Annotated in this window: 17 protein-coding genes; 5 read left to right on the plus strand and 12 right to left on the minus strand. The window is 75.4% G+C overall.

Annotation, left to right across the window (positions count from 1 at the left end; genetic code table 11):
- Positions 1–132 precede the first annotated feature (132 nt).
- Both ABT238_RS36365 and ABT238_RS36370 read right to left on the minus strand, forming a co-directional pair.
- Positions 133–2,535, minus strand: a complete 2,403-nt coding sequence (locus tag ABT238_RS36365) for a transglycosylase domain-containing protein (protein WP_350805712.1) — start codon at positions 2,533–2,535, stop codon at positions 133–135.
- A 210-nt stretch (positions 2,536–2,745) separates the two neighbouring features.
- Positions 2,746–3,801 carry a hypothetical protein gene (locus ABT238_RS36370; RefSeq protein WP_350805773.1) on the minus strand — a complete coding sequence of 352 codons (1,056 nt, stop codon included), beginning with the start codon at positions 3,799–3,801 and terminating at the stop codon, positions 2,746–2,748.
- Between the two features lie 119 nt (positions 3,802–3,920).
- On the opposite strand from ABT238_RS36370, the gene ABT238_RS36375 reads away from it, so the two are divergent.
- Entirely contained in the window at positions 3,921–4,967 is a 1,047-nt protein-coding gene (locus tag ABT238_RS36375) for an SPFH domain-containing protein (RefSeq protein WP_350570931.1), read from the plus strand.
- Positions 4,964–5,881: a hypothetical protein gene (locus ABT238_RS36380; RefSeq protein ID WP_350570930.1), complete on the plus strand. Its 918-nt coding sequence runs from the start codon at positions 4,964–4,966 to the stop codon at positions 5,879–5,881. Before ABT238_RS36375 ends, ABT238_RS36380 begins: the two co-directional genes overlap by 4 nt.
- A 25-nt stretch (positions 5,882–5,906) precedes the next feature.
- Here ABT238_RS36380 and ABT238_RS36385 read toward each other — a convergent pair whose 3' ends face one another.
- From ABT238_RS36385 to map, 4 genes are all read right to left on the minus strand, one after another.
- Positions 5,907–7,823, minus strand: a complete 1,917-nt coding sequence (locus ABT238_RS36385) for a tetratricopeptide repeat protein (RefSeq protein ID WP_350805724.1) — start codon at positions 7,821–7,823, stop codon at positions 5,907–5,909.
- A gap of 102 nt (positions 7,824–7,925) precedes the next feature.
- Complete coding sequence (locus ABT238_RS36390) at positions 7,926–8,768, minus strand: universal stress protein (RefSeq protein ID WP_350570927.1); 843 nt, start codon at positions 8,766–8,768, stop codon at positions 7,926–7,928.
- Positions 8,761–9,681, minus strand: a complete 921-nt coding sequence (locus ABT238_RS36395) for a universal stress protein (RefSeq protein WP_350570926.1) — start codon at positions 9,679–9,681, stop codon at positions 8,761–8,763. Before ABT238_RS36395 ends, ABT238_RS36390 begins: the two co-directional genes overlap by 8 nt.
- A 216-nt stretch (positions 9,682–9,897) precedes the next feature.
- Entirely contained in the window at positions 9,898–10,665 is a 768-nt protein-coding gene (gene map / locus ABT238_RS36400; protein WP_350570924.1) for a type I methionyl aminopeptidase, read from the minus strand.
- A 102-nt stretch (positions 10,666–10,767) separates the two neighbouring features.
- Between map and ABT238_RS36405 the strand changes: the two genes are divergently transcribed.
- Positions 10,768–11,037, plus strand: a complete 270-nt coding sequence (locus tag ABT238_RS36405; protein ID WP_350570923.1) for a helix-turn-helix domain-containing protein — start codon at positions 10,768–10,770, stop codon at positions 11,035–11,037.
- 39 nt (positions 11,038–11,076) lie between these two features.
- On the opposite strand, the gene ABT238_RS36410 is transcribed toward ABT238_RS36405, so the two are convergent.
- From ABT238_RS36410 to ABT238_RS36430, 5 genes are all read right to left on the minus strand, one after another.
- Positions 11,077–11,847 carry an SDR family NAD(P)-dependent oxidoreductase gene (locus tag ABT238_RS36410; RefSeq protein WP_350570922.1) on the minus strand — a complete coding sequence of 257 codons (771 nt, stop codon included), beginning with the start codon at positions 11,845–11,847 and terminating at the stop codon, positions 11,077–11,079.
- A gap of 116 nt (positions 11,848–11,963) precedes the next feature.
- Positions 11,964–12,554, minus strand: coding sequence for a TetR/AcrR family transcriptional regulator (locus ABT238_RS36415; RefSeq protein ID WP_350570921.1), 591 nt, complete (start codon positions 12,552–12,554; stop codon positions 11,964–11,966).
- Positions 12,555–12,647: 93 nt separating this feature from the next.
- Positions 12,648–12,944 carry an MTH1187 family thiamine-binding protein gene (locus ABT238_RS36420; RefSeq protein WP_350570919.1) on the minus strand — a complete coding sequence of 99 codons (297 nt, stop codon included), beginning with the start codon at positions 12,942–12,944 and terminating at the stop codon, positions 12,648–12,650.
- 78 nt (positions 12,945–13,022) lie between these two features.
- Positions 13,023–14,540: a SulP family inorganic anion transporter gene (locus ABT238_RS36425; RefSeq protein WP_502884379.1), complete on the minus strand. Its 1,518-nt coding sequence runs from the start codon at positions 14,538–14,540 to the stop codon at positions 13,023–13,025.
- 80 nt (positions 14,541–14,620) lie between these two features.
- Positions 14,621–14,746, minus strand: coding sequence for a hypothetical protein (locus ABT238_RS36430; RefSeq protein ID WP_350805738.1), 126 nt, complete (start codon positions 14,744–14,746; stop codon positions 14,621–14,623).
- 567 nt (positions 14,747–15,313) lie between these two features.
- Here ABT238_RS36430 and ABT238_RS36435 point away from each other — a divergent pair.
- Both ABT238_RS36435 and ABT238_RS36440 read left to right on the plus strand, forming a co-directional pair.
- The gene (locus tag ABT238_RS36435; protein ID WP_350570915.1) at positions 15,314–15,790 is read left to right on the plus strand and encodes a pyridoxamine 5'-phosphate oxidase family protein; all 477 of its coding nucleotides are present in this window, start codon (positions 15,314–15,316) and stop codon (positions 15,788–15,790) included.
- 198 nt (positions 15,791–15,988) lie between these two features.
- Positions 15,989–16,477 carry a glutathione peroxidase gene (locus ABT238_RS36440; protein WP_350570913.1) on the plus strand — a complete coding sequence of 163 codons (489 nt, stop codon included), beginning with the start codon at positions 15,989–15,991 and terminating at the stop codon, positions 16,475–16,477.
- A 92-nt stretch (positions 16,478–16,569) separates the two neighbouring features.
- On the opposite strand, the gene ABT238_RS36445 is transcribed toward ABT238_RS36440, so the two are convergent.
- Positions 16,570–17,493, minus strand: a complete 924-nt coding sequence (locus tag ABT238_RS36445; RefSeq protein WP_350805780.1) for a LysR family transcriptional regulator — start codon at positions 17,491–17,493, stop codon at positions 16,570–16,572.
- Between the last annotated feature and the right edge of the window lie 75 nt (positions 17,494–17,568).

The following is a 17,568-nucleotide window of genomic DNA, read 5'->3' on the forward strand; positions in this document are numbered from 1 at the left end:
GCTCTCCCCCTCTCAGCACTCCTGGGCCGCCACGGGCGGGCACTGCCGCCTGCCCCCCGGCCCCCCACCGCCCCCCCGCCCCGGAACGTCGCCGGACGTTCCGGGGCGCGGTGCCGTTCGGAGGCGGGGCGCTCAGCCCTGCTCCTGCTGGTCCGAGTGCTGCTCCGTGTGCTGCTCCTCGGGCTGTTCCGCCCGGCCCTGCTGCTCCTGCGGCTGCTGGTCCTGCTGAACCGGCTGCTCCTGCCGCTGGGTCGGCTGGGCGGGCCTGGTGTTCGGGTTGGGGGTGCGCGACGGCCGGCCGGACCCCTGGGGCCGTCCCGGCCAGGTCGCGACGTCGCTCGGCGAGCCGCCGGGCGAGCCGCTGCCCGAGCCCGGGCTCGCCGAGGGGTCGCGCTTGGGCGCCGGGTTGGGGATGTAGACGGTGTCGAACTCCTTCTCCGGCATGCCCCGGACGGCGTCGTTCATCGCCATCTGCCAGATCGGTCCGGGGCCGGTGGCGCCGAAGACCTCGTCGAACCACTTGCCGCCGATCCGGATGTTCTTCATCGGCACACCGCCGGCCGGGCCGCCCAGCCAGACCGAGGCGGCGAGGTTACCGGTGTAGCCGCTGAACCAGGCCGACTTCTTCTCGTCGGAGGTACCGGTCTTGCCGGCGATCTGGCGGTCGTCGGCCAGACCGAGGTCACGGCCGGTTCCGCCCTTCTCGGTCACGCCGAGCAGCACGGTGTTGATGACGTCGGCGGTGTTCTCGGAGAAGACCCGCTCGCACTTGCCGGGGCTGACCGCGACCTCCTTGCCGTCCATCGTGGTGATGCCGCTGATCGCGACCGGGGTGCAGTAGGTGCCGCGGTTGGCGAAGGTGGCGTAGACGTTCGCCATGACCAGCGGGCTCACCTCCTGGGTGCCCAGGCCCAGGGCGGGCAGCTCCTCCAGCGGCTTTCCGCTCGCCTTGGTCAGCACGCCGAGCTTGTTGGCCATCTGCTTGACGGCGCAGAGGCCGATCTCCTGCTCCATCTGCACGAAGTAGGTGTTGACCGAGAGCGCCATCGCCTCCTTGAGCTCGTACGGACCGACCTCGCCCGCCGACTCGTTGGGGATGGCGCCGCCCTTCCTTCCCTTCTCCAGGTTCTTCCAGGTGCCGTCGCAGGTGCTCATCGTCGGCCAGTCCATCTTGTTCGGCGAGGGGTAGGACTGGGTGGAGGTGAGCCCCGCCTCCAGTCCGGCGGCGGCCACGATCGGCTTGAAGTTGGAGCCCGGCTGGAAGCCGTTGCCGCCGCCCATCGCCGCGTCCACGTTGTAGTTGACGACGGTCTGCCGCTTGCCCGGGTCGATCCCGTAGGGGCGGGTCTGGGCCATCGCGAGGATCTTGCCGGTGCCCGGCTCCACCATCGTCATCGCCGCCGACACGTCGTCGGTGACCTTGACCTTCGCGGTCACCGCCCTGAGCGCGGCCGCCTGCTTCACCGGGTCCAGGGTGGTGTGGATCAGCAGGCCGCCCATGTCCCAGAGCTTCTTGCGCTCGGCGGCGGTCTTGCCGAAGACCGGGTCCTGCTTGATCACGTGCTTGACGTAGTCGCAGAAGAAGCCCATGCCCGCGTCGGCGGTGATGCAGCCGTTCTGCGGTGCCTGGTAGCGCAGCACGACCGGCCCGGTCTTGGCCTCCTTGGCCTGCTCCGGGGTGAGGTGCTTGTTCTCCACCATCTTGTCGAGCACGACGTCGCGGCGCTTGCGCGAGGCCTCGGGGTGGGCCTTGGGGTCGAACTGGGAGGGGTTCTGCACCAGGCCGGCCAGGGTGGCCGCCTCGGCGATGGTGAGGTCCTTGGTGTTCTTGCTGAAGTAGCGCTGGGCCGCCGCCTGTATCCCGTAGGCCTGCTGGCCGTAGTAGGTGATGTTCAGGTAGTTGGTGAGGATCTGCTCCTTGGTCAGCTCCTCCTCCAGCTTGATGGCGTACTTCAGCTCCTGCACCTTGCGGCCGAGGGTCTTGCGCTGGGCCTCCCGGACGGCCGCCACGTCGTCGCCGGCCTTCTCGACGTTGACGTTCTTCACGTACTGCTGCGTCAGGGTCGAGGCGCCCTGCACGGCGGTGCCGCTCTCGGCGTTCTTGGTGATCGCGCGCAGCACGCCCTTGAGGTCGACGGCGCCGTGCTCGTAGAAGCGCGCGTCCTCGATGTCCACCTGGGCCTGGCGTATCAGCGGGCCCATCTCCTCGGCGGTGATCACCCGTCGGTCGCGCTCGTACACCTTGGCTATCTGCTGGCCCTTGGCGTCGAATATCCAGCTGGCCTGGGTCAGCGGCGGGGTCTTCAGGTCGTCAGGGATGGTGTCGAACTCCTCGACGCCGCTCTTCATCCCGAGCCCGAGCGCGCCGGCGGCCGGCAGGGCGATGCCCGCGAGCAGTACACCCGCGAGAGTGCTGTAGCCGAGGAACTTCACGCCGTGACCGAGCAGGCCGAGCGGGGTCTCGCGGCGCCGGGGGCGCGGCACCCAGGTGTCGTGGGGCTCCGAGGAGGGCGTGCGGCGGCTTCTCCGTGACATAGTCGGAACACTACGTCCACGAAAACCGCCCGTGGGGCCGGTGTTGGCCAACCTTTGTCACAAATCGGCGACAGATCGGCGCTGTTGGGCGTGGCGTGCCGCCCGGCCCGCGCTCCGGCCCGGGCAGCGGCGGGTCGTTCGCCGACGTCCGACCCGGTGCGCTCCGGTCGCGGCGGCGGCCGGCGGCGGTCCTTCCGGGCAGCTCCGGGGTCAGCCGTCGCGCTTCCTGCGCCGCAGTCCGAACACCGCGCCCGCCACCGCGAGCAGGAAGACCACCCCGAGCGTCTGGTCCCCGGCGCCGCCCGAGGACGAGGAGGGGCCGGCGGCGGCGCCCTCCGAGGGCGGGGCCGCCGCCTCGCCGGACGGCGGCGCGGACGGGGCCGGCGTGGCGCTCGGCTGCGGCCCGACCGCGTCGGGCAGCTGGTCGCCGGCCAGCGGGGAGCGCCAGACCGGGCTGTCCTTGCCCTCGCTGCCGTAGAGCAGCGCCCGGCCGTCGGCGCTGAAGGTGACCGACTCGCCCTGGCGCTGGAACGGCGTGCTGAGCGACTCGCCGCCGCTCGGCGCGCCGTCCTTCCAGCGGTAGAGGGTGGCCGAGAAGTAGCCGCGCAGCACCAGCCGGGTGCCGTCCGGCGAGAAGGCGCCGTCGGTGGTCCACGGGGCGTCGGCGATCCGGCGGAAGGTGTTGACGCCGGTCGCGGAGAGCTGCTCCGGGCCCTGGTAGAGGCCGCCGCCGCCCTGCTTCTTGCTCGCGATGTAGGCGCGGCCGGTCACCGGGTGGACCATCAGCGCCTCGGCGTCGCGCGGGCCGTCCTCGTAGCGGACCTTGTAGCGGGTCACCTGGACGCTCTGGTCGCGGAGTTCGGCGGGCTCGGCGAAGGCGTAGATCCAGACCTCGGGCCACTTGCCGCCGAGGTTGTCGCCGATGTCGCCCACGTAGAGCCGGCCGTCCGGACCGAGCGAGACCGCCTCGACGTCGCGCGGCTCGGTCCCGCGCAGGGTGACGGTGGCCACGGTGCGGCCCCGGGAGTCGACGGCGTAGACGTACGGGCCGTCGTCGCTGTCGTTGTGGGTCCAGTAGACCCCGGGGTGCCGCAGGCTGGCCGCGAGGCCGCTGGACTCGGTGATCCGCGGGTCGCCGATGGTGAAGGCCTCGCCGCCCCCGTCCGCCGCGCGGGCCGGCGGGGCGCCGAGCGTGGCGGTGGCGCAGGCCGCGGCGGTCGCGCAGGCCGCGGCCAGCAGTGCGGCGGGGAGCCTCGTCGTTCGCATCCTCAGCACCGGTCGATCCTCCCACGAACACGGCGGCGGGACCCGGGCCACCCCTTTTCGTCACCTTGACGAGAATCGATCGCGCCCAATATCGTCATTCCGACGAAAAGGAGTCACCGATGGCCGACATCACCAAGCGCTTCGGGCTGCGCCACCTGCGCGCCCTGCCCACCGCCCACATCCGCCACGTCCGGGGCGGGCGGCTCGTCCACGACGGCACCGGCCTCGCCTTCTGGTTCCGCCCGCTCACCGCCGTGCTCTCCGAGGTCCCGGTCGACGACCGCGAGCTGGCCATGCTGTTCCACGCCCGCACCGCCGACTTCCAGGACGTCACCGTCCAGGGCACCCTCACCTACCGGATCACCGACCCGGCCACCGCCGCCGCCCGCGTGGACTTCGGCATCGACCCCGACACCGGCGCCTGGCGCTCCGCCCCGCTCGACCAGCTCGCCACCCTGCTCACCGAGACCGCCCAGCAGCACGCGCTCGGCCTGCTCGCCCGCACCCCGCTCGCCACCGCGCTGGCCGACGGCATCAGCGCGGTGCGCGAACGGATGGCCGCCGGACTCGCCGCCGAGCCCCGGCTGGCCGAGACCGGGCTCGCCGTCATCGCCGTCCGGGTGGTCGCGCTGCGCCCCGAACCGGAGGTGGAGCGCGCGCTGCGCACCCCCGCCCGCGAGCTGGTCCAGCAGGAGGCCGACCGGGCCACCTTCGAACGGCGCGCCGTCGCCGTCGAGCACGAGCGCGGCATCGCCGAGAACGAGCTCGCCAACCGGATCGAACTCGCCCGGCGGCAGGAACAGCTGATCACCCAGCAGGGGGCCAACGGCCGGCTCCAGGCCGAGGACGAGGCGGTCGCCGACCGGATCCGCACCGACGCCGAGGCGCAGCGCCGCACCCGGCTCGCCGGCGCCGAGGCCGACGCGGCCCGCGCGCTCGGCGAGGCCAGGGCCGCCGCCGAGGCGGCCTGGCTGGCCGCCCACCAGCAGGCCGACCCGGCCGTGCTGCGGGCGCTCGCGCTGATGCGGCTGGCCGAGCACCTGCCGCGGATCGACAGCCTCACCCTCACCCCGGACGTGCTCACCGGGCTGCTCGCCAAGCTGGGCGCGGCGGGCACGGGCGTCGGCGAGGGCGCCGCGGGCGCGGGCAAGGGAGACGGGCGGTGACGCTCGCGCCCCGGGCGGTCCTGGTCCACCGCCGCACCGAGTACCAGGAGCTGCTCGCCCACCACGGCACGCCCGGGCAGGCCGCGTACTTCCTGAGCAGCCGGGGCCGGTCGGTCGAGGAGATCGAGCGGCGCCACGAGCGGCAGGGCCGGGCGCTCGCCCTGGCGGCCGGCGCCGTGCCGCTGGACTGGCGGCGCACCCGGGTCGAGCGCGCCGACCTGCCGCGGTTCCTCTTCGAGCCGGAGGACGTGGTGGTCGTGGTCGGCCAGGACGGGCTGGTCGCCAACGTCGCCAAGTACCTGGCCGGGCAGCCGGTGATCGGCGTGGACGCGGAGCCCGGCCGCAATCCGGGCGTCCTGGTCCGGCACCGGGCCCAGGACCTGGCGCGGCTGCTGCCGGCCGCCGTCGGCCCGGGCGCCGAGCGGCGCGCCGAGGAGCGGACCATGGTGGAGGCGGTCGCCGACGACACCCAGCGGCTGCTCGCGCTCAACGAGGTGTACGTCGGCCAGCCCGGCCACCAGACGGCCCGCTACCGGCTGGCCGTCGAGGAGGGTCCTTCCGGCGCCGCGGACGAGGGCGAGCCGCAGGCCTCGTCCGGCGTGCTGGTGGGCACCGGGACGGGCGGCACCGGCTGGTGCCGCTCCGTCTGGCTGGAGCGCGGCGGCCCGCTCGCCCTGCCGGAGCCGGCCGCCCCGGCGCTCGCCTGGTTCGTCCGCGAGGCCTGGCCCTCCCCCGCCACCGGCACCGGCCGGGTGCACGGCCTGCTCGACGCCGGCCGGCGGCTGGTCCTGACGGTCGAGTCGGACCGGCTGGTCGCCTTCGGCGACGGCGTCGAGGCCGACGCGCTGGAGCTGGCCCGGGGCCAGACCGTCCGGGTGGGTGTCGCCGCCACCCGGCTGCGGCTGCTGGGGTGAGGTCCGGAGGGCGCGGGGCGTCCGTTCAGGCGGTCCCGGCCAGGTCGGCGGCCGCGGCGGCGGTGTCCGGATGGTCCGGGCCGAGCACCCGGGTGCGGCCCGCCACGACCGAGGCCAGGAGTTCACCGGCCTGCGCCGACCGTCCCAGGGAGCGGAGCGCCAGCGCCAGGTGGTGCCGGGTGCGCAGGGTGTCCGGGTGGTCGGGCCCGAGGACGCGCTCGCGGATGTCCAGCACCGCGCGGTGCTCGGACTCCGCCTCGGCCGGCCGTCCCATCTCGCGCAGCGCGACGGCGTGGTTGTCCCGGCTGAACAGGGTGAAGGCGTCCTCCGGGCCCCGGACCTCGGTCAGCAGCGCCAGCACGGCGCGGTGCTCGGCCTCCGCCTCCTCGACGCGGCCCAGGTCGCGCAGGACGTTGGCGAGGTTGTCGCGGACGATCAGGGTGTCGGGGTGGGCGGCTCCGAGCGTCGCGGTGCGGGCGGCGGCCACCGCCCGGTGCTCGGCCAGCGCCTCGGCGGGCCGGCCGAGCCGCCGCAGGGCGCGCGCGGCGTTGTTGCGGCTGTTCAGCGCGTCCGGTCCCGGTGCGGCGGCGGCCCGCCGCCAGCCCGTGACGGCCAGCTCGTAGCGCCCCTGGGCGTACGCGGTGGCGGCGGCCCGCTCGGCGTCGGCGGGGTCGGCCCCGGTCACGATCAGCCGCACCACGGGTTCCGGGACGAGCGCGGTCGGCCCGGCGGCACGCTGGGCGACGTCCAGCAGGTAGTCGAACACCCCGACCCGGTCCCCGGACCGCTGGAGCAGCGCGGTGGTCGCCCGGCGCGGCCGCGTCGCCCACTCCCAGGCCTCCTCCGGCGGTTCCGGGCGCAGCCGCTCGCCGCCGTGCCGCTCCAGGTAGTACGCGTGGGCGGCCTCGACGAGTGCGCGGGGCATCGAGGCCGCGTGCCCCGCCCGCCGGATGTCCACCGCCGCCGTCACCAGCGCCGCCGCCCGGGGGTGCCCGGGAGCGTGCGCGCTGGTGTTCGGGCTCCAGGCGTCCTGCCAGAGCCGCAGCAGGTCGGGACCGGCCGCCAGGTACTCGGCGAGGCCGTAGCCGCCGCCCAGGGTGAGCGCGCTCTCGATCCTGGGGTCCCAGGCGCGCAGCCGGGCCCGGTCGCTCTCGGCGGTGCTGAACAGCCGTGACAGGTAGACCCGGTGGGCCTGCCGGATCACCTCCGCGGCGTGCTTGGGGGCGCCCCGGTCCTCGTCCTCACCGGTCAGCAGGGCCTCCTCGGCGGTGCGCAGGGTGGCCAGGACGACGCGGTGGTGGCCGTCCTCGCCCAGCAGCCGCCCGAGGTCCTCGCGCCGCAGCCCGCCGGCGCCCAGATAGCCTTCGAGGTCGTTCAGCCACAGGACGCAGCGGCGCTCGCGGGCGGCCAGCGCGACCAGCGCGGGCAGGGCCTCGCGGTCCTTGGGCACGAGCAGCAGGTGGTCGCCGAGCGTGGCGCGCATCGCCTCCCACGCCGAGCGGGACTTGCCGGCCGTCGAGTCCCCCACCAGCAGGACGAAGCCGCCTCGGGCCAGTGCCTCGCGCAGCTCGCCGTCGGCGTCCCGGGGCACGTAGGCGGGGACCCGGTCGGCCGCGCCCTCCTCGGACGGGACGGCGGCCGCCGGGTGGACGCCGAGCAGGATCGGGTCGGCCGCCTCCCGGACCCGGAGCAGCGAGCCGTCGGCGCGGGCCAGGGCGCCGTTCAGGACCCGGGCACGGTCGTCGTCGGCCTGCTTGTAGGCCTGCTTGGCGCGCTCCTGCCACAGCGCCAGCACCGCCACGGTGCCCGCGGCCGCGGCGCTCACCGCCGAGACGGGCCAGGGGCTGGTGATCCGGAACGCGAGCATCACCCCCGGCGCCGCCGTCAGCGCGCCGAGGCCCGCCACGATCACCATCAGCCGCCCGTGCCGCCGCTCCCGCATGCCTCCTGTTCTGCGCGGCGCGGCGCCGGCCAAAACTCCCCGGCGCCGAACCTCCCCGGGCCCGGACCGTGGTAACGGTCCGGGCCCGGGGAGGAGGGCGGGTCAGGCCTCGTCCGCCGGCTCCTCCGCGTGCCGGACCACGACCACCGGGCAGTGCGCGTGCTGGATCATCGCCTGGCTGGTGGAGCCCAGCAGCATGCCCGCGAAGCCGCCGCGGCCGCGGGCGCCGACCACCAGCAGCTGCGCCTCCCGGCTCGCCTCCAGCAGCGCCGGGCGGGTGTGCGCCTCGACGATCTCGGAGCGCAGCTCGACGTCCGGGTACTTCTCCCGCCAGCCGGCCAGCGCCTCGGCGAGCACCCGTTCCTCCTGGTCGGGCCAGCTGGTGCTCGGGTGGGCGATGTGCAGGGCGGTCAGCGGGGCGCGGCGCGCGGAGGCCTCGGCGAAGGCGAAGCCGAGCGCCTCGGCGCCCACCCCGCCGCCGTCCACCGCCACCAGCACGGGGCCCTCCGGGTCCGGCCGGCCGCGGACGATCAGCACCGGGCAGGCGGCGTGCGCGGCCAGGTGCACGGCCACCGAGCCGATCAGCAGGGCGCCGAACCGGCCGAGGCCCCGGCTGCCGACCACCACCAGGGAGGCCTGCCCCGAGTGGCGGGCCAGCACGGTCAGCGGCTCGCCGGTGACCAGCTCGGTCTCGATCTCCAGCCGCGGGTCGAGCGCCTCGGCGCGGGCCCGGGCGTCCCGCAGGACGTCCTCCGCCTGGTGGCGCAGGCCGCCCTGGGGCGGGCCGTCCTTCGCCGGACCGAGCGGGACGTTCATCAGCGGCCAGATGAACGCGTGCACGATCCGCAGGCCGGTGCCGCGCAGCCGCGCCTCGCGGGCCGCGACGTCCACGGCGGCCAGGCTCGCCTCCGAGCCGTCGACTCCCACCAGCACCTGGTCACGCATCGCCGGCCTCCTGCTTGCCGTCCTGGCTCTCGTACGCGACGACGGCGACCGGGCAGGGCACGTGGTGCAGGACGGCGTGCGCGACGGCGCCCAGGTGCGCGCCGATCGGCGAGCGGCGGACCCGCCGGCCGATCACCACCAGCTCCGCGCCCGCCGCGCGGGCCGCGAGCGCCTTGGCCGGGCGGGCGTTCACGGCCTCCTCGACCACGGTCACCCCCGGGTGCTTCTCCCGCCAGGGCTTCACCACCCGGGCCAGCTCGCCCTTGGCGTAGACGAGCATCTCGCCGGTCACGTCGACGCTGGCGGCGATGCCCGCGTACTGGTACGTCGCCGGCAGCGTCCAGGAGTACACGGCCCGCACCGGCAGGCCGCGCCGCTCCGCCACCTCGAAGGCGTGGGCGAGCACCGCGTCGGCACCGTCGAACGGGTCGACGCCGACCACCACCTCGCGGGCGCCGGCCGCGTCCTCCTCCTCGCCGCGGCGCACCAGCACCACCGGGCAGTCCGTCTTCGTCAGCACCCGCTGGCTCACCGACCCGACCAGGAACCCGGTCACCGCGCCGAACCCGCGCGAGCCCAGCACCAGCAGCTCGGCCGTCGCACCGTCCGGTTCCTGCTCCCCGTTCACCTCGTCGACCAGCGCCCGCACCGGCTCGGTCGGCACCTGCACGGCCTGGACGGTCAGCTCGGGCCACCGCTCCTTCACCCGCAGCTCGGCGTCCCGCAGGGTGACGTCGGCCTGCCGCCGCGCCAGGTCCACCGTCCCGAGCACGGACAACGGCGTCACCACCGTCGGCCACGCCAGCACGACCTTCAGCGGCATCTCCCGCCGGGCCGCCTCCTCCGCCGCCCAGTCCAGCGCGGCAAGGCTCTCGGGCGAACCATCGACACCGACGACGACGGACCTTGGCATGACGACCTCCGACAGTTGCGAACGTGACGCGGCCGAACAGGGGGGGAGGCCCGGCCGCACCCACCACCCTTCCCGCTCCCGACCAGCACACCCAGGGTCCAAGGTCCCCGCAACCCGACCGACGGTCCCGCCACTCCCCCGGCTCCACCGGCCCCGGGATCCACGGGCCGGTCCCGCCCCGCGCGACCGTGCGCGAACAGGTGCCCGGGCGGGGTGTCAGGGGAGGGTGAGGACGCGGGGGCCGGAGGCGGTGATGGCGACGGTGTGTTCGATGTGGGCGGCTCGGGTGGCGTCGGTGGTGCGGAGGGTCCAGCCGTCGGGGTCGGTGGTGTGGGTGTCGGTGCCGCCGGCGATGAGCATGGGTTCGATGGCCAGGACCAGGCCGGGCTTGAGGGGGAAGCCCCGGCCGGGGCGGCCCTCGTTGGGGAGGTGGGGGTCCTCGTGCATGCGGCGGCCGATGCCGTGGCCGCCGAAGCCTTCGAGCAGGCCGTAGCGGGCGGTGCGGGCGACGGTGCCGATGGCGTGGGCGATGTCGCCGGTGCGGTGGCCGGCCACGGCCGCCGCGATGCCCGCCTCCAGGGCGCGGCGGGTGGTGTCGATGAGGTGGAGGTCCTCGGGGCGGGGTGTGCCGACGGTGAAGCTGACGGCGGCGTCGCCCGCCCAGCCGTCGAGGACGGCGCCGCAGTCGATGCTCACCAGGTCGCCGTCACGCAGCCGGTAGCCGTCGGGGATGCCGTGCACCACCGCGTCGTTGACGGAGGCGCAGATCACCGCCGGGAACGGCACCGGGGCGAACGAGGGGCGGTAGCCGAGGAACGGTGAGGTCGCCCCCGCCCGGCGCAGTACCCCGCGGGCCACCTCGTCCAGTTCCAGCAGGCTCACCCCGACGCCGGCCGCCCGCTCCACCTCCGCGAGCGCGGTGGCGACCACCCGCCCCGCCTCCCGCATCGCGGCCAGCGCCGCCTCCGACTTGAGCTCCACCATGAGGTCCTCCGACCAGCCGTCTCCAATTCTTATACCGGTATTTGTATCACGGTCGAGGCCGTGTCGAGCCACGCCCGAAGCGCCGTGGCCTACCATCGGGGCATGGTGAGGACTCCGCTGACCCCCGGGGAACGCGAGCGCGGCGAGCGCTTCGGCGTACTGCTGCGCGAGGCGCGGGGCGGGCGCAGCATGGTCGAGGTGGCGGCGGCGGCCGGGGTGTCGGCCGAGACGCTGCGCAAGATCGAGACCGGCCGGGCGCCGACGCCCTCGTTCTTCACCGTCGCCGCGCTGGCGTTCGCGCTCGGGCTCTCGCTGGACGAACTCGCCGCCGCCTGCGCGCCGCCGGCCGAGGACGAGGCACTGTCGGCCTGATCCCCCGGACGGCCGGCGGCACGGTGGGGCGGCGGCGGCTCAGGCGGTGATGCCGCCGTCGAGGACGAGGTCGGCGCCGACGGTGAAGGCCGACTCCTCGGAGGCGAGGTGGAGGACGGCGGCGGCCACCTCCTCGACGGCGCCGGCGCGGCCGGCCGGGACGCCGCCCTTCATCCGGTCCGCCTTGTCGGCGGCGCTCTCGCCGGGCTGCGAGGACATGGTGGTGTCGATCGGGCCGGGGCTGACCAGGTTGATCCGCACCCCCTCGGCGATGTGGTCGCGGGCGGCGGCGCGGGTCAGGGTGGCGACGGCGGCCTTGGAGACCGCGTAGGCGCCGAGGTTCTCGACCCGCAGGTGGGTGCCGAGGTTCGAGGAGATGTTGACGATCGCCCCGCCGCCATGGGCGCGCAGGTGGGCGATCTGGTGCTTCATGGCGTGCCGGGTGCCGTTGAGGTTGATGTCGATCACCCGCTGCCACTCCTCGTCGGCCACGTCGGCGGTCCGGCCGATGCCGCCGAGGACACCGGCGTTGTTGACGGCGACATCGAGGCCGCCGAGCTGCTCGACGGTCTCGCGGACCAGGCGGGCGGCGTCGGCGGCGTCGGAGACCGAGCCGGTGAGGGCGACGGCGGTGCCGCCCTCCTGCCGCACCAGGGCGACGGTCTCGGCGAGGGCGCTCGCGGTGCGGCCGGCGACGGCGACGCGGGCGCCCTCACGGGCGAAGGCGAGGGCCACGGCTCGGCCGATGCCACTGCCGCCACCGGTGACCAGGACGGACTTGCCGGCGAAGCGGGTGGTGCTGCGGGTCATGCGTGCACTCCTCGATCGGGGGTTTAAATTGACCGTTCGGTTCAGAATTGAGAGAGAAAAAGCCGCCCACGGCCCCGGGCGCGGAGCAGCCGGGCGGAAGGGGGGCGGGAGCCGGGTCAGTCCAGCAGCGCGAGGGCCTGGTCGGCGGCGTCGCGCAGGCGCGCCGAGCCGTCGCCGGCCTTGCCGATCACCCGCATGCCCTGGAACAGCACCAGCAGCATCCGGGCGATCGCCTGCGGGTCGCGGTCCTCGGGCAGTTCGCCCTGGGCCCGCGCCCGCACCAGCGCCGCCGTCAGGACGGTCTCCAGGTGGAGCAGGTTGGCCTCCACCCGGCGGGCGGCGTCCGGGTCGTGCGGAGCCAGCTCCACCGCCGTGTTGGTGACGAAACAGCCGCGCCGGGGGCCCTCCTCGCCGTCCTCGGCGGACTCGCCGGCGAAGCGGCGGACCAGGGCGCGGACGGCCGGCAGGACCGGGCCGGGCTGCGACAGTTCGGCGAGCAGGACGGGTTGCCGCTGCTGCCCGTAGCGCTCCAGCGCGCGCAGGTACAGCTCCCGCTTGCTGCCGAAGGTGGCGTAGACGCTGGCGCGGGCGATCCCGAGGTGCTCGACCAGGTCGGCCATCGAGGTGGCCTCGTAGCCGCGCCGCCAGAACAGCTCCAGAGCCGACTGGAGCACCGCGTCGGGGTCGAATTCCTTGGTTCGCGCCATGCCTGAAAGGTAGTCTTTTCCAGATCGATCAGTCAAGAAAGAAAAGCGAGGGGCCGGCCCGCCCTCGCACGGGGGCGGGCCGGCCCGGGCGGCTCAGCCGCCGGCCAGGTGGCGTTCCACCGAGGCGACCTTGCGGGTGAGGCCGTCGGTGACCCCGGCCCGGTCGTCGATCTTGATGACGGTGCTGACCCGGTTGCTGTAGGCCTTGACCGCCTCGATCGCCTCCCGGATCACCGGCATCACCTCGTCCCACTCCCCCTCGACGCTGGTGAACATCGCGTCCGTGCGGTTGGGCAGCCCGCTCGCGCGGACCACCTTGACGGCGGCCGCGACCGCCTCCCCGACGTCCTCGCCGACCCCGAGCGGGGTGACCGAAAAGGCTGCGATCACGGCTGCTTCTCCTCCCAGTGCGGCCCGGCGCGGCCCGGTTGGCCGCAGGACCACCGGGCCACCAGGCTAGCGAGTCGTTCAGACCACGGTCGGCAGCGGCGGGTCGACCGCCAGCGGGGCGGAGCTGCGGGCGCGGTGCTGCGCCGCCCAGGCGGTGAGCGCGACCGTGCAGGCGTGGTCGAGGTGGCGCAGCCCGGACCAGTCGAGTTCGACCGGGCGGTCCGCCGGGAGGCGTTCGAGGGTGTCCAGCAGCCGGGGCAGCCGCAGGAAGGTGGCGTTTCCGGTCAGCCGGACGCGCAGCACGGCCTCCTGCCCGCCGGGGGCTGAGGGCGGCTCCTCCAGGCTGATCTGCAGGTGGGAGGTCTGCCAGGCGGACTTGGCCACGGCCAGGCCGATGCCGATCAGCACCCCCTCGAACAGGTCGGTGGCGATCACCGAGACGGTGGTGACGGCGAGCACCGCCGCCTCCCCCCGGTGGTCGCGGCAGAGCCCGGCGATCCGCCGCACGGGGACGAGCTTGGCACCCGCGTGGACCAGGACGGCGGCCAGTGCGGTGACCGGCACCAGGCCGAGCGCGCCCGGCAGCAGGGCGGTGAACAGCAGCAGCCAGCCGCCGTGCAGGATCCGGGAGGCCTTGGTACGGGCGCCGGCCTGGACGTTGGTCGCGCTGCGGACGATCACGGCCGTCATCGGCAGCGCGCCGAGCAGCCCGCAGAGGGCGTTGCCGACGCCCTGGGCGGTGAGTTCGCGGTCGTAGTGGGTGCGCGGGCCGTGGTGCATCCGGTCGACGGCGGCCGCGCTGAACAGGGTCTCGGCGGAGGCGATCAGGGTGAAGGCGAGGACGGTGCCGACGCCGGCGGTGGTGGCCAGCGCGCCGAGCGCGGCATGGTCGGGCAACTGGACGACGTCGAGCAGGCCGGCCACCTCGATCCGCGCCACCGGCAGGTCCGCGAGCGCGGTGACGGCGGCCGCCAGGCCGACGGCGCCGAGCGGGCCGGGCAGCGCGCGGGCCAGCCGGGACGGCAGGTACTTCCAGGCGATCAGCACCAGCAGGGTGGCGGTGCCGAGCGCCACCGCGCTGGGACTGGCCGCCCCGGTGACGGCGTCGCGCAGCAGCGCGGGCAGGCCGGCGAGCTTCTCCGGACCGGTCCCGGGGGCGCGGCGGTCGGCGAGCGCGTACAGCTGCCCGAGCACCAGGGTCAGACCGATGCCGGCCAGCATGCCGTGCACCACGGAGGCCGACATGGCGCGGAACCAGCGGCCCAGCCGCAGGGCGCCCATGGCGAGCTGGAGCAGGCCGGTGAGCAGCACCAGGACGCCCAGGGCGCCCGCGCCGTACTCCTGGACGGCCTCGTGGACGAGGACGGTCAGGCCGGCGGCCGGGCCGCTGACCTGCAGGCTGCTGCCGGGCAGGGCGCCGACCACCAGGCCGCCGACGATGCCGGTGACCAGGCCGAGTTCGGCGGGCACGCCGGAGGCGACGGCGACGCCGACGCAGAGCGGGAGGGCGACCAGGAAGACCACCAGGGAGGCGGGCAGGTCGTGGCGCCAGGGCACGGCGCGCAGGACGGCGGCCGGGCTGCGGCGGCGCGGCAGGCGGCGGGGACGGGCATGACCGGGCGGGGCGCTGCGGCGCGGGGCGGCGGGCGGGCTCTTGCGCCCGCCGGGCAGGCGGTTCACCGGCGCACCACCGCCGGGGCGGCGGGAGCGGCGGACACGACGGCGAAGGCGGAAGCGGCGAGGGCGGTTGCGGCGGACACGGAAGCGGCGGGGCAGGCGGGCAGGGCACGGCGTCGAGGCATCGGGAGGTTCCTTCCGCGCACCGGCACGGCGGCGCGCCGCGGGCGGCGCATCGCTGCGGGTGCGTTGCTGCGGGTGCGTTGCTGCTGATGGCTGCAGTGCTGCTGGTGACTGCGGTGCTGCGGTGGCGGCTGGGACGCGCGGGACGGGCCGGCGCAGGCGGGCGTGCTGCACGGGACCCGACGGCCGGAGCTCCCCTGCTCTCCGGACGGTCCCGAACCCCCTTGCCGTGACCCCCTGTTGAACATGGCAACCATGACGGGTCCGGCGTGCCACCGACGGTACCCAGCCGCCCGGGACCGGCCAACCTCGCACACCATTCCTTCACGTGGATGGCACATCAACGACACTTCAGACCCGGAATCCCGGCCTCGGACGGGTACGCACGTTCGCCCTTCGAGCGGGCGGACGACCGGCGGCGCCCGCCCGCCGTCCTCGCCGCTCCGCCGGGACGGCCCCCGCCGCCCCCGCGCGCCCGGGCGTTCCGTCCGCAGGCGGTGCGGGTACGTACCGAGGACCGCCCGCGCGCGACCTCCGCGCGCGGGCCTTCCTGCCCGGGAGGCCCCACCGTGTCCTTCGCGATGACCCGCGCCGAGTGCGAGCACTTCCTGGCCGGCGTGCACGTCGGCGTCCTGTCCGTCGCCGGCCGGGAGCCCGGCGAGGCCCCGCTCACCGTGCCGATCTGGTACGCCTACCGGCCCGGCGGACTGATCACCGTGCTGACGGGACGGGACTCCGTCAAGGCGCACCGGATCCGGGAGGCCGGCCGGTTCACACTCTGCGCCCAGCAGGAGGAGCCGCCCTGCCGGTACGTGAGCGTGGCCGGGCCGGTGGTGGCGATCGAGGACCGGGTCGACCCGGACGAACGCTCCGCGCTGGCCCACCGCTACCTGCCGCCCGCCACCGCCGCCGCCTACCTGGTGGCCACCGCCGAGCAGCTGACGGCGGACGTCACCGTGCGGATGCGGCCCGAGCGCTGGCTCAGCGCCGACTTCGCCGCCGTCACCGAGCGGATCGCCGTCCTGGAGCGCTCCGGCCCGGCGTGATCCGCCCGGCGCGCACCGCCACCGCCCCCGCACGCCGGCCACCGGCGCGCCCCCACCGGCCCGCACGCGCCGGAACACCCGCCGACCGGACGCGGTTGACCGGGTGGGCCGGCCGGGCGGGATACCGTACCGGCGCGGGCCCGCCCGCCGACGCGGCCCCGACCACGACCGACGACCTCCTCCGAAGGGGACCCCACCGTGAGCCTGTACGACATCCCGCTGCGCACGCTGTCCGGCGAGGCCGCCTCGCTGGCCGACTACAAGGGCAAGGCGCTGCTGATCGTCAACGTCGCCTCCAAGTGCGGCCTCACCCCGCAGTACGCCGGCCTGGAGCGGCTCCAGGAGCGGTACGCCGGGCGCGGCTTCACCGTGCTGGGCTTCCCGTCGAACCAGTTCGCCGGCCAGGAGCCGGGCAGTGCCGAGGAGATCCGGACCTTCTGCTCCACCACCTACGGCGTGACCTTCCCGCTGTTCGAGAAGACCGACGTGAACGGCGAGGACCGGCACCCGCTGTACGCGCGGCTGACCGAGACCGCCGACGCCGAGGGTCAGGCCGGGGACGTCTCCTGGAACTTCGAGAAGTTCGTCCTCGGCCCGGACGGCACCGTGACCGCCCGGATCCGGCCGCGCACCGAGCCCGAGTCGGACGAGGTGATCGCCGCGATCGAGGCCGTGCTGCCCGCCTGAGCACGTCCGTGAACCGGGGGCCCGGGGCGCGCCGACGCGTCCCGGGCCCCGCCGTGTCCCGCGAAGGGCGCCCACGGCCGCAGAAGGGGCCCCTACAGCAGCAGCCTGGTCCCCAGCGGCAGCTCGCCGTCCCGGGCGGCGTCGTGCAGGTGGGCCAGCAGGGTCTCGCGGAGCGCCGCGGCCGCGCGGGTCGGCGGCACCTCGTGGCCGTGCGCGACGGCGATGGTGCGGCCCAGGCCCTCGCCCGCGAAGGGGGTCACCGCGAGGCCCGAGCGGTGGGCGACCATGCCGGGCAGCACGGCCGGCCCCAGCCCGGCCCGGACGAAGCCGAGCACCGCGTCCATCTCGCCGCCCTCCACCGCGAACTCCGGCTCGAAGCCGGCGGCCCGACAGGCCGCCAGGGTCGCCTCGCGCAGGTCGTAGCCCTCCCGGAACATCACCAGCGGCCACCCCCGCAGCTCCGCCACCCGCACCCGGCGCCGCCGCCCGGGCGCGTCGCGGGAGACCAGCACCAGCGCCTCGTGCAGCAGCTCGGTGAGCGCCAGGGCGGGCTGCGCCTCGCCGCTCGGCGGGGTGATGATCAGCGCGAGGTCCAGCTCCCCCTCCGCGAGGCTGCGCACCAGGTCGCGCGAGCCGCCCTCACGCACCACCAGCGCCACGCCCGGGTAGCGGTCCCGGAAGGCCCGCAGCACGTCCGGCACCAGGCTGGTGCACAGGCTCGGCGGCGCGCCGAGCCGCACCCGGCCGCGGCGCAGCTGGACGGTCTCCTGGACGGCGAGGCGGGCGCTCTCGGTGTCGGCGAGGATGCGCCGGGCGAGCGGCAGCAGTGCGTCCCCGGCGTCGGTGAGGGCGATGTTGCCGCGCGTGCGGTGGAACAGCTCGGCGCCCAACTCCCGCTCCAGGGAGCGGATCTGCTGCGAGAGGGACGGCTGGGCGACGTGTGCCGCCTCGGCCGCGCGGGTGAAGTGGCGGGTCTCGGCGACGGCCACGAAGTAACGGAGTTGCTGGAGCTGCACAGCTCCCAGCATAGGCGCAGGCTATCGTCACAAGCCGCGGCATGTCTTGGACGCACCGTCGCCCGCTCCCTACCG

It is taken from the genome of Kitasatospora sp. NPDC001527 (assembly GCF_040298605.1).
In the GTDB taxonomy this organism is placed as follows: Bacteria; Actinomycetota; Actinomycetes; order Streptomycetales; family Streptomycetaceae; genus Kitasatospora.